The following is a 13,416-nucleotide window of genomic DNA, read 5'->3' on the forward strand; positions in this document are numbered from 1 at the left end:
TTCGACCCCGGATCTCGAGGTCCGCTACCGGTAAGACGCCGTCACGTCGCGAAATTCATCGAGCAGCCCCTACTCGGCCGTGAGGACCTCCAGCACACCCTCGCCGTACTTGGCGAGCTTCGCTTCGCCGACACCGCCCACTCCCCCGAGCTCGGACAGGCTGGTCGGCTTGCGGGCGGTGATCTCTCGCAGGGTCGCGTCGTGGAAGACCACGTAGGCGGGCACGCCCTGTTCTTTGGCGGTCGCGGCGCGCCAGGCCCGCAAACGCTCGAACAGCGGCACATCCGCGGCGGCGAGATCCGCGGCGGGAGCCTTGCCGGACTTGGCTTTTGCCGCGCGCGCGGGCTTCGTGGCGCGCTCGGGCTCGCGACGCAACCGCACCTGGCGACCGTCGAACAGCACCTCGTTGCCCGCCTCGGTGAGGGTGAGCACGCCGAAGTCACCGTGCACCGCGAGCAGGCCCTGCGCGAGCAACTGCCGGACGACGCCGCGCCATTCGAGATCGCGCAGATCGGTGCCGATGCCGAACACCTTCAACTCGTGGTGATCGTATTGCAGCACTTTGGGATTCGACTTCCCGAGCAGGATGTCGATGACATGCCCGGCACCGAAGCTCTGCCCACGTTCGCGTTTCAGGCGCAGCACCGTCGAGAGCAGCTTCTGGGCGGGCACGGTGCCGTCCCAGGACTCCGGCGGGGTCAGGCAGGTGTCACAGTTGCCGCACGGCTCGCCCGGCTGGCCGAAGTACGCCAGCAGTTGGGTGCGGCGACAGCTGACGGTCTCGCACAGCGCCAGCATCGCGTCCAGATGCAGCTGCAGCTGCCGGCGGTGCGCGGCGTCGCCCTCGGAGGAATCGATCATCTTCCGTTGCTGCACAACGTCGTTGAGCCCGTAGACCATCCACGCGGTGGACGGCTGCCCGTCGCGACCGGCGCGACCGGTCTCCTGGTAGTAGCCCTCCACCGACTTCGGCAGATCCAGGTGTGCGACGAAACGCACGTCCGGTTTGTCGATGCCCATGCCGAAGGCGATGGTGGCGACCACCACCAAACCTTCCTCACGCAGGAACCGGGACTGATTCTCGGCACGGGTGCGATTGTCGAGACCGGCGTGATACGGGACGGCGGTGATGCCGTTCTCGGTGAGGAACGCCGCCGTCTTCTCCACCGAATTGCGGGACAGGCAGTAGACGATGCCCGCATCGCCGGGATGCTCGGCCTTGAGGAACTCGAGCAGCTGACGATCAGGGCGGTTCTTCGGTTCGATCCGATACTGGATATTGGGCCGGTCGAAGCTCGCCACGAACTGCTGCGCGCCGCCGAGGTCGAGCCGCTGCACGATCTCGTCGCGGGTCTTCCCCGTCGCGGTGGCCGTGAGTGCGATGCGCGGCACGTCGGGCCAGCGCTCGTGCAGCATGGACAGCGCCAGATAGTCAGGCCGGAAGTCGTGGCCCCACTGCGACACACAGTGCGCCTCGTCGATGGCGAACAGCGCGATCTTGCCGCGGTCGAGCAGCTGCGCGGTGGATTCCAGGCGCAGGCGCTCCGGGGCGAGGTACAGCAGGTCCAGTTCGCCGGAGACGAACTGCGCCTCGACCATGCGGCGCTCGTCCGGATACTGCGTGGAGTTCAGGAACCCGGCTCGCACCCCGAGCGCACTGAGCGCGTCGACCTGGTCCTGCATCAACGCGATCAGGGGCGACACCACCACGCCCACACCGGGACGCACCAGCGCGGGCACCTGATAACACAGCGACTTACCGCCGCCGGTCGGCATGAGCACCAGGGCATCGCCACCGGCGATCACCTGCTCGACGATCTGTTCCTGCTCGCCGCGGAAGCTGTCGTAGCCGAACACACGGCGTAAAACCTCTTGCGCCGCAGTGGATTCCGCGCCCACGGGGGCGTCGCCGTCGGTCACCGGGAATGCTTCGGAGAGGGTCACCCGGCCCATCCTACGAGCGGTCCCCGACGACCGCGCCGCCGTTGCGAAGGTCGACCTGGGCCGGACGTGAAGTTGTCCACATGTGCATAAACCAAATTCATCGATGGTCGTAGGTCCCGGCGGAAAGCTCGCCGGGACAACGAGGTTGCGTCATTCACGCACGTAATAGCGCAGCGTGGCGTACGCCGTCAGAGCCGCGACCAGCACACCGACCGGCGCGATGGTCAACGCCACCACCGCGATGTCGTCACCGGTGATGCGCGGGAACACATTGCTGTCGAACAACGGCCCGAGCGCCCGGTCGATCACCAGCGGACGCGCGATGAGCAGACCCGTGATGGCCAGCAGCGATCCGGCCAGCGCCGCGACCACGGCTTCCATCAGGAACGGCAATTGCGTGTACCACCGCGTCGCACCGACCAGCCGCATGATGCTGACCTCGGTCCGCCGGGTGAAGGCCGCGATCTGCATCATGTTCGCGATCAACAGCAGCGCCGCCAGCGCCATCACGATCGCCAGACCGAAGGCCGCGTTGCGCAATCCGTCGAACAATCGCAGCAGCCGGTCCACGAACTCGCGATCGTTGGCGACCGTCCGCACACCTTGGCGGCCGTGGAAGCTCTCGTAGATGTGCTCGTACTGGCTGCCGTCGGTCATCTTCACCCGCATCGACGCGGGCAGCGGCGTCTCGGAGATGTACTGCACCATCTCGGGCTGGTCGGCGAAGAGCTTCTTCGCCTCCTCCAGCGCGGCCGCGCGGTTGAGGAACTGCACACTCACCACGCCGTCGGTCTTCTTCATGTCCGCCAGCAGCGACTTACACGGCTCCGTCGCGCAATCCGGGTCGCTGTCGGAGATGGTCTCGTCGAGATAGAAGCGCACCTCCAGCCGGCCGGTGAAGTACTGCTCGGTCTTGTCGGCCATCCGCACCGACAGCAGGCCGCCGCCGAGCATGGCCAGCGACACCGCGGTGGTCAGCACCATCGCGACCGTCATGGTGACGTTGCGGCGCAGACCGGTGAAAACCTCGTTGAAAAGGAAGCTCAGCCGCATTACCGATCCACTCCGTAAACGCCGTAGGCATCGTCGCGCACCATGCGGCCGCGGTCGAGTTCGATGACCCGCCTGCGCATCGCGTCGACGATGTTGTTGTCGTGCGTGGCCATCACCACGGTGGTACCGACCCGGTTGATCCGCTCCAGCAGCATCATGATGTCGGCGCTGGTGTCGGGATCGAGGTTGCCGGTCGGTTCGTCGGCGAGCAGCACCAGCGGCCGGTTCACGAACGCGCGGGCGATCGCCACCCGCTGCTGTTCGCCGCCGGAGAGCTCGGTGGGCAGCCGGTCCGCCTTGCCGCCCAGCCCGACCATGTCGAGCGTCTCCGGGACGGTGCGGTCGATGAACTGGCGTCGCTTGCCGATCACCTCCAGCGCGAACGCCACGTTCTCGTACACGGTCTTCTGCTGCAGCAGCCGGAAATCCTGGAACACGCAGCCCATTCGCTGGCGCAGTTTCGGGACCTTACGCCCGGGCAGCCGGTCGACCTGGAAGTCGGCGACCTGGATCTGCCCGGCGGTCGGCGCCTCCTCTTTCAGGAGCAGCCGCATGAAGGTCGACTTACCGGACCCGGACGGACCGATCACGAAGACGAACTCGCCCTTGTCCACATGCAGTGAAATGTCCTGGAGCGCGGGCCGCGTCGACGTCTTATACAGCTTGGTGACGTTCCGCATGGTGATCACGAGGTGCCAGTGTAGCCAGCAACGCCCGCGCATACACCTGGGCGCAACAGCTATCGCGCAGCGGGATCGGCATTCTGCGTAGTAGACACGCTATTCACGAATAACCCGGCGCCCGGCTGAGTTGGTTCATCAGGCTTGACGAACAGCCACAGCGCGAACGTTCCGACCCAGGCCGCCATCAGGAGGGCCGTGGACTTTCGCGGCTTCATCTCGGTCATCTGCGGCGGCTTGAGCGAAGTCGGTTTACGAAGTTGAAGTTTCACTGATTCCCTCTCGTCGCAGCGCGGCGGCCACACGGACCCGCAGCTCGCGACTGACTTCGAATTGTTTGCCTGGCAACGTGCGGGCAACCATTCGGATGTTCATTTGGTCCACGGTGAGATCTTCGACGCCCATCACACTGGGCTCGTCGAGCAGAAGCGGCTCGAGCCTGCGGTCGCGATAGGCCTCAGCGCCTACCTGGTGCAAGATCTCGTTGATCCGCGTGATGTCGGCGCTGGCCGACACCGGCACGTCGATCGCTGCGCGCGCCCAGTCCTTGGACAGGTTGGTCACCTTCACGATTTGACCGTTCGGCACGGTGATCACTTCGCCATCGGCATTGCGCAGCGTGGTGATCCGCAGCGTGACGTCCTCGACCGTACCCTCGGCCAGCTCCGCGGAGCCAGTGACCGAGATGCTCACCACATCACCGAAGCCGTACTGCCGCTCGGTGATCAGGAAGAACCCGGCGAGAATGTCCTGCACAATGCGCTGCGCACCGAAACCCAGGGCGGCGCCGAGCACCGCGGCGGGCGCGACCAGGCCGGTGACCTGGAATCCGAGGCGCTGCAGCACCTCCATGCCGACCAGTACATAGGCGATGGTCAGCACGACCCAGGTCAGCACCTGCGCCAGCGCATGCCGGTGTTTGGCTGCCTCGGTCCGTACCAGCGCGTCGCTGCTGCGGAATCCGGCGTCGATGTTGCTGGTGACCCGGTCCCGGACGAAGGTGGCGAATCGGCTGAACAAGATCGCGCCGAGGATGAGCAGCACAATCTCCAGGCCCTGCGACCGCAACCACACCGTGGTGTCCGAGGCGATACCGAGAGACATCACCGCTCACCGCCCGGTCGCAGCTTCGTACCATCCGTAACACACACGCCAGACAGGCTACCGCGCAGCGCCGCGCGACACGAGCGCTGCCGCTCGGTAGCGAATGCGTGAGCGGGCCGAAAACCGGCCAGCCGCAAGCTAATTCGGCCGGTCCCGAAAAACCCTGCGGATTCTGCGATCCCTGTAGAACTCAATTCGTCAGTTGCCTTCGCGCATCCGCCAGCGAATGCCCGACTCCACGAAGGCGTCGATTTCGCCGTCCAGTACCGCTGACGGGTTGTTCACCTCGTAGTTGGTGCGCAGATCCTTCACCATCTGGTACGGGTGCAGCACGTAGGAGCGCATCTGGTTGCCCCAGGACGCGCCCTCGTTGGTCTTGAGGGCGTCCATCTCGGCGCGCTCCTCAAGCCGCTTGCGTTCCAGCAGCTTGGCCTGCAGCACGCGCATGGCCGAAATCTTGTTCTGCAGCTGGGATTTCTCGTTCTGGCAGGTGACCACGATGCCGGTCGGGATGTGGGTCAGGCGCACCGCCGAGTCGGTGGTGTTGACGCTCTGACCACCCGGGCCCGAGGAGCGGTACACATCGACGCGGATCTCGTTCTCCGGGATCTCGATGTGGTCGGTGGTCTCCACCACCGGCAGCACCTCGACCTCGGCGAAGGAGGTCTGGCGGCGGCCCTGGTTGTCGAACGGGCTGATGCGCACCAGGCGGTGCGTGCCCATCTCCACCGACAGGGTGCCGTAGGCGTAGGGCGCCTTCACCGCGAAGGTGGCGCTCTTGATGCCGGCCTCTTCGGCGTAGGAGGTGTCGTAGACCTCGACGGTGTACTTGTGCCGCTCGGCCCAGCGGATGTACATGCGCATCAGCATCTGCGCCCAGTCGGCGGCGTCCACGCCACCGGCGCCGGAGCGGATGTTGACCAGCGCGTCACGCTTGTCGTATTCACCCGACAGCAGCGTGCGGACCTCCATCGCTTCCACGTCAATGTGCAGCGCGGCCCGTTCCGAATCGGCATCGGCGAGCGCCTGAACCTGCGCGTCACCCTCCTCTTCGCCCTCGGCCAGCTCGTAGAGCACCGGCAGATCCTCGAGACGCTGACGCAGATCCTCGACGCGGCGCAGCTCACCCTGAGCGTGCGACAGCTCGCTGGTCACCTGCTGGGCGTGGTCCTGGTCGTTCCACAGTTCCGGGTCGGCGGCCTGATGTTCGAGCTCATCGATGCGGCGGCGCAGTTCCTCGATGTCGAGGACCGACTCGACCGTCTTGAGCGTGGCGTCGAGTTCGGCGAGATCAGCGGAAACGTCAGGATGCACGGTGTTCAAGACTAGCGGGCTCCGTCCCCCCGCGGCTCTTCAGGCCGGGTGAGCGGATGCCGCTTGCGACAGCGCCCTCGCGCTGACGAGACCTTTTCAACCGGAGACTGCGCGGAGCGCTCCTGGGCGACGCCCGGCGAGAGTGTCGAGGGCCGCGGCGGTGGCCTGGTCGGCGGGGAGGTGCACGATCAGCTGCTGGTCGTCGTCGGCCGGTAGGTCCAGGGTTTCGAAGGTCAGTCGCAAAGTGCCCGCCTCCGGGTGCTCGATCCGGGTGGTGCCGGTGGCGGCGGCCAGGCTCGGCACCGTGTCGACGCGGCGGGTGAATTCCTCGCCGGCGAGGACGGTCAGTTCATCGGCCAGTGCGGCGGCTGCCGGATCGGTGCGGAACGGGCCGTTCTTCAGGCCGGCGACCAGTTCGTCGGCTACATGCGACCAGTCCGGATACAGGGCACGAGCGCGCGGATCGCAGAAGGCGAAGAGGATCAGGTTGGCGCGCAGCGGGTCGTCGAGCAGGCCGGTCGAGGACATCAGCCGGTGGTAGCCGTCGGTGTAGGCGATGACCTCGCTCAGGCGGTTCACCACCACGGCGGGCGCGGGTTCGAGATGCTCGAGGATCGCGCGGACCGCGGGTCGGACCTCGCGGTTCGGCTGCACGAAGCCCATGCAGCTGAATCCGGCGTCCGCGGATTTGGTCAAGCGGTGCAGGTGAATTCGCTCGTTCGGGGTGAGATGCAGGGCGTCGGCGATGGCGGAGAGCACCGACGGCGAGGGCCGGCGGTCGCGGCCCTGCTCCAGCCGGATGATGTATTCCACGCTCACTCCGGCCAGGGTGGCCAGCTCGGCGCGGCGCAATCCGGGAGTGCGGCGGCGCGGGCCGGCGGGCAGGCCGACCTTCGCGGGCGCGACCGCTTCCCGGCGGCTCCGCAGGAACAGGCCCAGCTCGTTGTCGCTCACTTGCCTCACTCCTCCCCAACTCCCCGTGCAGGTCACTCCCGCACTCTTCGAACCTAACAAGATCCGAAGACCCGTAGGTGACCCTGTCACTACCACTCTCACGGCGGTCTTCCTGGGGACGCCGCGCGGCCGCAGATTTGAGGGGCGGCCGACCCGCGGCCCGCACCGTCGAAGGAGCACCCCATGAAGCTCGCAGTGATCATCGGCAGCGTCCGGGAAGGCCGCTTCGGCCCCACCGTCGCCAACTGGTTCGCCCAACAGGCCGAGGCGCACGGCGGATTCGAGGTCGACGTCATCGACCTGGCCGATGCGCACCTGCCGCTCGAATTGCCCGCCACCCCACCGATGTTCGAGCCGAACCCACCCCGCCCCGCGGGCATGATGGACCTGACCGAGCGGCTCGGCGCCGCCGACGCTTTCGTCATCGTCACCCCCGACATCAACCGCAGCTACCCGTCCTCGCTCAAGACCGCCATCGACTGGCACTTCACCGAGTGGAACGAGAAGGCCATCGGATTCGTCGGCTACAGCGGCCTCACCGGCGGCCTGCTCGCCATCGAACACCTGCGCCAGGTCTTCAACGAGCTCAACGCCCACACCGTCCGCAACTACGTCTCGTTCCCGCGGTACTACCTGCTCTTCGATGAGGAAGGGAAACTGGTCGACCCGGCCGAGCCGAACGAGGCCGCCGCGGCGATGCTCGACCAATTGCACTGGTGGTCGGCCGCGTTGACGGCAGCCCGCAGCGTGGCGGTCGGGTGAGCGTGTGCCGGGCACTGTTCGCGCGGTAGCGCCGGATAGGGTTTCGGTTCGTGGCTGCGCACTCCTCTGACCTCGAACTTGCCCTCCGGTTGGCCGATGAGGCCGACTCGATCACCAAGGCGCGCTTCGGCGCGCTGGATCTGAAGGTGGATTCGAAGCCGGATCTGACGCCGGTGTCGGATGCCGACCTGGCCGTGGAGAAGGCGATCCGGGGGCTGCTCGAACATGCGCGGCCCGGCGATTCGGTGCTCGGTGAGGAGTTCGGCGGGGAGGCCGAGTTCACCGGGCGGCAGTGGGTGGTCGACCCGATCGACGGCACCAAGAACTTCGTGCGCGGCGTCCCGATCTGGGCCACCCTGATCGCACTGCTGGAAGACGGCGTACCGGTGCTGGGCGTGGTGAGCGCGCCCGCGTTGGCCCGGCGGTGGTGGGCTTCGAGCGGCGCCGGGGCCTGGTCGGCTTTCGGATCCGAGGCGGCGAAGCCGATTTCGGTGTCCGCCGTCGCAGACCTGGCTTCGGCCAGCCTGGCGTTCTCCAGCCTCTCCGGTTGGCGGGAGCGTGGCCTGCGCGAGAAGTTCCTCGACCTGACCGACGCGGTCTGGCGGGTGCGCGGATACGGCGACTTCCTGTCCTACTGCCTGCTCGCCGAGGGTGCGGTCGACATCGCCACGGAACCCGAAGTGTCGCTGTGGGACCTGGCCGCCCTCGACATCCTCGTCCGCGAGGCCGGCGGCGTCTTCACCTCGCTGGACGGCAAGCCCGGACCGCACGGCGGCGACGCGGTCGCGAGCAACGGCCTGCTCCAGGACGAAGTGCTCGACCGCCTGCGTTAGTCGGCGAGGTCTTTCTCGAAGAGGAGCACCGTCGCGGTGCCTTGAAACTCCGGCGGCAACGGCGCTTCCCGGAGTTCGGTGAAACCCTGTGTGGCGTAATACTTCCGGAGCACCTGGTTGTCGGCCGCGGCATCCAAGCGTTGCCGGGTGATGCCCTGGGCAAGAGTGCGCTCGGCGCAGAACTGGATTATCCGGGCGCCGAGCTCACGACCGCGCTGCTCCGGGGCCACCATCAGGCCGTGGATGTACCCGGCTTCGGCGTCGTCGGCGCCCCAGAACTCCGGATCCCGCCAGATCAACCGGACCGTCGCGATCAGCTGCGCACCTTCACGCCAGAGGAACCACTCGCCGCGCGCCACCTCCGCCGCCACCCGATCGACCGTGTACTCGCCGGGCAACCACTGCGCGATCCCGTTGTCGATCATCCACTGCGCCAGCCGATCCCGCAGCGCGGCGATATCCACCGCATCCGCGGGCCGAGCCATCACCATCGGAGCTGCCTCGACCACCAACGCTCCTCTCACGAAGTTCAATCGACAGTACCGCGCCACCACCGGACGCCAGTGGCCCCTTGCCCGCCTGGGTCAGCGCTGGGGAGTGGCGGGGGTGAGGTCGAGCCCGGCCGGCGGACGGAGGCGATAGAGCGTGCCGTCCATGCTGGTGGCATAGAGCGCCCAGGTGTCGCCGTCGCGGGCGATCCGGACGGAGGTGGCGCCGTCCGGCGGGTTGCGGTTGCCCGCGGACTTGATCAAGCCGGTGACGATGGAGCAGGCGGTTCCGGTGGCGGTGTCTACCTGGTAGATCGCGCCCTGCATATGGTCGGCGACGAAGAGCTGGCCCGCGCGGGTGGCCTCCATGTCGTCGAGCAGGCCCATCAGTTGCGGGACACCGGCGACGACGGTCTGCTCGCTGGGACGGTTCAGCGGGATGCGGAAGATCCGCAGGGTCAGATTGTCGGCGAAGATCGATGTGCCGTCTGGGGCGAGCGCGATTCCGTTGGACAGTGGCACATTGGCCCAGGTCTTGGTGTATTCGCCGGTGCTGGGGCGGTAGCGCGAGATCCCGGATGGCACGCCGTTGACGCCGATATTGGTGAAGAGCAGGTCGCCGTCCGGCAGCAGCAGGAGCCCGTTCGGGCCGTTCAACCCCGTGAGCAGTGTTGTCACCGTGCGGGTTTCACGGTCGTAGCGCTCCAGCGTGCCGGGCTCCTCCATAAATCCGTCGCCGGTGACGAAGTAGACGTACTTCCCGGCAACGCGCACGCCGGCCGGGCTTTTCAACCCCGTCACCAGCTTCTCGACCCGCCCACGCGCATCGACGTGTGCGAGATATCCGTCGAGAATGCCCGTCACGTAGAACCCGCCCGCCCCATCGGAATCCAGATTCTCCAGATTCCCGATCCCGCTGACGACGCTACCGACTTCCCAACCGTCCGAGCATGTTCCAGGATTCGCCAACCCCGTCTGTGGCGCTCCGACGATCAACCCGACCGCCATCGCGCACGTCAGGCCGACAGCCCGAATCCGCCGACTCCCCATCCCTTTTCCCATGCGGGACAACCTAACAGCCGCACCCTGGTATCCGCGCGTGTCGAGATCGCCGACCACAGCCCGCACCAGAGGCCTTCAAGATCGAAACTCGCTCCGCTCCAAACACTTCCGACAGCACAACCGCGCGGGGGGCTCATCAGCCGAGATGCTTTGCCTGGGGCCAGAGATCGGACCATGGCGCACGCGGGCTGCGGCAGATATGGATCGGTTCACCCTGCTCGTCGTTGTCGATGTCGAGGCCGTTATCGATGTGGCCTGCGGGCCGGCAGTCGGCAAAGAACTGGGTGAGCCGGTCGGTGTCGATACCGACGGTGATCACTTCGGATGCGGTGTCACTCGGTGGGCCCCACCACCAGTACGCATTGTGACCGGAGTGTGGCGTCGGCAGGTTGTGGGCCGCACCGAAGCGTTCGATGGCGCCCGCCTCACCGTAGTTCGCGGTGAGGATGGCGATGGAGGGCCCGAGACCACTGCGGACTTGGCCGATCTGCCGCACGAATTCGGGCCAGCCGACGGTCTCTCCGGCGTCGTAGTTGACGGCGAGGACCGGGGAATCGTTCAACGCCGACACCGGAAGCACCGGCAGGAACAACAGCGCCGAACCCACGGCATTCACCGCGACGACAGAACCCATTGCGACCCAACGGATTCGGCTTCGCGCCAACCACTCCGCGACCGGCACCGCGGCGGCGGCCAGCAGGATCGGGTACATCCCGCCCAGGTAGTACGCCTTCCCGCCGGTCGCCAGGAAGACCACGAACAACAGCACATAACTCACCGCGAACGCGCGATACCGGGGCGCCCGCCACAAACGCCACAGCCCGAACACCCACAGCGGCACCAGCAACGGCCCCATCAAACCGAACTGCAAGACCACGAACTCGATCGGCGAATCCGAAGTCCCCGACGACCCGCCCGCGATCGCGCGGCTCAACTCCCACTGCGGCCACCCATTGCCGCCCTGCCACGCCAGATACGGCAGCCAGATCAGCCCGGCGATGCCAACAGAGGCCGGAAAGTACCTGGTGGAGAACACTTTCCGCGGACCGACCAAAGTTAGCGCAATCGTGAGGGCGAGCACCGGGAAGATCACCAGCACCTTGTTCTGCAAACCGACACCCACCACCACCCCGATCACCAGCCACCAGCGCCGGTCGGCGTCATTCACCACCTTCAGCACCAGCAGAACGACCAGCGCCCACGCAGCTAGATCGAACACCGCGGTGCTCAGCATGTGCCCAACACCCAGCACCATCGCCGCGCTGGCTACCGCCCCCGAGGCCAACGCTTGCGCCGCCCGTCCCCCGCCGAGTTCTCGCGCCATCCAGCCCGTGCACAGCACCACCAGCGTGGCCGCGGCAATAGCCGGAACTCTGAGCGATACAAGCGATTCCGCATCGATAGCGGACAGCACCCGAGCCACCAACGGCGTCAGCGGCGGCTGATCCGCATACCCCCACTCCAGTCGCCGCCCCGCGGCCAGAAAATAGAGCTCGTCACGGTGATAGCCGTAACGGTTCGCGAACGCTGCCAGTACGGCGGCGAAAGCCCCTGCCACCCAGTACATTCGGCCACTGTCCCACACCGCGCGGTGGCCCGCGACCACCTTCGCGGCATGGGTACGGGTCCGCGCGCAAACCCCGCCGACCAGGCGCTGCGCACTATTGCCGGCCACAGCGATACCCGCCCCGGTGCCGTGATCGGAAACAACGGCGTATGCTGCGCCTCGACGCAGTTCTTACCGAGGAGTAAGATAGACTTACTCCGCAGTAAGATAGCTGGGACAAGACCTCACCCCACCCACCCGAGAAAACAGGTGATGATGAGCACTCGAGACAGCGCAACGACGCGACGTCAAGACACGTCCGCAGTCGGCCTCAGCCACCCCAAGCGGGACTGGATGGGGGCGGCGATGCGGGTCATGACGACCATTACCGGGTCGGAGCTCGCCGAGAAGTACAACCTGCGCAAGCCGATCGAGCGAGTCACCTACGAGGGCACGAAGACCGGTTTCCGCACCCTGGGCGCCGCGACCCGCGTGTTCAACAAGGTCGCCGGCGGCGGCGCGCCGAAGCGGTTGCCGGAGAACGAGTCCAAGAAGAAGGACCTCTTCGACATCACTCCGTCCGAAGAGCAGCAGATGATCGTCGAGACGGTGAAGGAATTCGCCGCCGAGATCCTGCGCCCAGCCGCCTACGAAGCCGATGCCGCCGCCAAGGCCCCGCGTGACCTGCTGGAACGCGCCGCCGAGCTCGGCATCACCCTGATCAATGTGCCCGAGGAGCTCGAAGGCGCGGCCTCCGAGCGGGGCGCGGTCACCAACTCGATCGTCGCCGAGGCGCTCGCGCACGGCGATATGGGTCTGGCGCTGCCGATCCTGGCGCCCTCCGGTGTCGCGGTCGCGCTGGCACAGTGGGGCACCGACGCCCAGCAGAAGACCTACCTCCCGGCCTTCACCGGCGAGAGCGTGCCGCAGGCCTCGGTCGTGATCAGCGAGCCGCGCGCCCTGTTCGACCCGTTCGCGCTGCAGACCAAGGCCACCCGCTCGCCCAGCGGCTACCGTCTCAGCGGCGTGAAGTCCCTGGTCCCGGCCGCCGCGGACGCCGAACTATTCTTGGTCGCCGCCGAGCTCGACGGCCGCCCGGCGATCTTCATCGTCGAGTCGGACGCCCCCGGCCTGGTCGTGGAGGCCGACCCGAGCATGGGTCTGCGCGCCGCGGGCATCGGCCGTCTGCTCCTCAACAATGTCGCGGTCGGCACCGACGCCATCCTGGGCGACGGTGACTCGAAGTCCCGCGCCGAGGATTACGCCGACGCGGTGCGCCTGGCGCGCCTGGGCTGGGCCTCGCTCGCCGCGGGCACCGGCCAGGCCGTGCTCGACTACGTGATCCCTTACGTGAACGAGCGTGAGGCGTTCGGCGAACCGATCTCGCACCGGCAGGCGGTTGCCTTCATGGTCGCCAACATGGCCATCGAGCTCGACGGTCTCCGTCTCGTGACCCTGCGGGGTGCGTCACGCGCGGAGCAGGGCTTGTCGTTCGGTCGCGAGGCGGCGCTGGCCCGCAAGCTGGCCACGGACAAGGGCATGCAGATCGGCCTGGACGGCGTGCAGCTGCTCGGCGGTCACGGCTTCACCAAGGAACACCCGGTCGAGCGCTGGTACCGCGATCTGCGGGCCGTCGGCGTCGCCGAAGGTGTCGTGCTCATCTAACCGGCCCGTTC

General features: G+C 67.0%; 13 protein-coding genes. 3 read left to right on the forward strand and 10 right to left on the reverse strand.

Features of this window, described 5'->3' with window-relative positions:
- Positions 1-69: 69 nt before the first annotated feature.
- The 7 genes from recQ to IBX22_RS10255 all read right to left on the reverse strand — a co-directional run bounded on the left by recQ (position 70) and on the right by IBX22_RS10255 (position 7,049).
- On the reverse strand, positions 70-1,944 hold the full coding sequence (gene recQ / locus IBX22_RS10225) for a DNA helicase RecQ (RefSeq protein ID WP_375540211.1): 1,875 nt from the start codon (positions 1,942-1,944) through the stop codon (positions 70-72).
- Positions 1,945-2,094: 150 nt separating this feature from the next.
- Positions 2,095-2,997, reverse strand: coding sequence for a permease-like cell division protein FtsX (gene ftsX / locus IBX22_RS10230; RefSeq protein ID WP_194815054.1), 903 nt, complete (start codon positions 2,995-2,997; stop codon positions 2,095-2,097).
- Entirely contained in the window at positions 2,997-3,686 is a 690-nt protein-coding gene (gene ftsE / locus IBX22_RS10235) for a cell division ATP-binding protein FtsE (RefSeq protein ID WP_194815055.1), read from the reverse strand. Before ftsE ends, ftsX begins: the two co-directional genes overlap by 1 nt.
- Before the next feature lie 50 nt (positions 3,687-3,736).
- Complete coding sequence (locus IBX22_RS10240; RefSeq protein ID WP_194815056.1) at positions 3,737-3,904, reverse strand: hypothetical protein; 168 nt, start codon at positions 3,902-3,904, stop codon at positions 3,737-3,739.
- Positions 3,905-3,929: 25 nt separating this feature from the next.
- Complete coding sequence (locus IBX22_RS10245; RefSeq protein WP_194815057.1) at positions 3,930-4,781, reverse strand: mechanosensitive ion channel family protein; 852 nt, start codon at positions 4,779-4,781, stop codon at positions 3,930-3,932.
- 198 nt (positions 4,782-4,979) lie between these two features.
- Positions 4,980-6,095, reverse strand: a complete 1,116-nt coding sequence (prfB, locus tag IBX22_RS10250) for a peptide chain release factor 2 (protein ID WP_194815058.1) — start codon at positions 6,093-6,095, stop codon at positions 4,980-4,982.
- Between the two features lie 96 nt (positions 6,096-6,191).
- Complete coding sequence (locus IBX22_RS10255) at positions 6,192-7,049, reverse strand: helix-turn-helix domain-containing protein (protein WP_194815059.1); 858 nt, start codon at positions 7,047-7,049, stop codon at positions 6,192-6,194.
- Positions 7,050-7,232: 183 nt separating this feature from the next.
- On the opposite strand from IBX22_RS10255, the gene IBX22_RS10260 reads away from it, so the two are divergent.
- On the forward strand, positions 7,233-7,811 hold the full coding sequence (locus IBX22_RS10260; RefSeq protein ID WP_194815060.1) for an NADPH-dependent FMN reductase: 579 nt from the start codon (positions 7,233-7,235) through the stop codon (positions 7,809-7,811).
- A 50-nt stretch (positions 7,812-7,861) separates the two neighbouring features.
- Positions 7,862-8,644, forward strand: a complete 783-nt coding sequence (hisN, locus tag IBX22_RS10265) for a histidinol-phosphatase (RefSeq protein WP_194815061.1) — start codon at positions 7,862-7,864, stop codon at positions 8,642-8,644.
- On the opposite strand, the gene IBX22_RS10270 is transcribed toward hisN, so the two are convergent.
- The 3 genes from IBX22_RS10270 to IBX22_RS10280 form a co-directional block, all read right to left on the reverse strand.
- On the reverse strand, positions 8,641-9,153 hold the full coding sequence (locus IBX22_RS10270) for a GNAT family N-acetyltransferase (RefSeq protein ID WP_309234517.1): 513 nt from the start codon (positions 9,151-9,153) through the stop codon (positions 8,641-8,643). The two genes, hisN and IBX22_RS10270, sit on opposite strands and share 4 nt — an antisense overlap.
- Before the next feature lie 75 nt (positions 9,154-9,228).
- On the reverse strand, positions 9,229-10,194 hold the full coding sequence (locus IBX22_RS10275; protein WP_194815062.1) for an SMP-30/gluconolactonase/LRE family protein: 966 nt from the start codon (positions 10,192-10,194) through the stop codon (positions 9,229-9,231).
- A 136-nt stretch (positions 10,195-10,330) separates the two neighbouring features.
- Complete coding sequence (locus tag IBX22_RS10280) at positions 10,331-11,869, reverse strand: glycosyltransferase family 39 protein (RefSeq protein ID WP_309234518.1); 1,539 nt, start codon at positions 11,867-11,869, stop codon at positions 10,331-10,333.
- Positions 11,870-12,010: 141 nt separating this feature from the next.
- Between IBX22_RS10280 and IBX22_RS10285 the strand changes: the two genes are divergently transcribed.
- Positions 12,011-13,405, forward strand: coding sequence for an acyl-CoA dehydrogenase family protein (locus IBX22_RS10285; RefSeq protein WP_375540212.1), 1,395 nt, complete (start codon positions 12,011-12,013; stop codon positions 13,403-13,405).
- Positions 13,406-13,416: the final 11 nt, after the last annotated feature.

This window comes from Nocardia sp. XZ_19_385, assembly GCF_015355755.1.
Lineage (GTDB): Bacteria > Actinomycetota > Actinomycetes > Mycobacteriales > Mycobacteriaceae > Nocardia.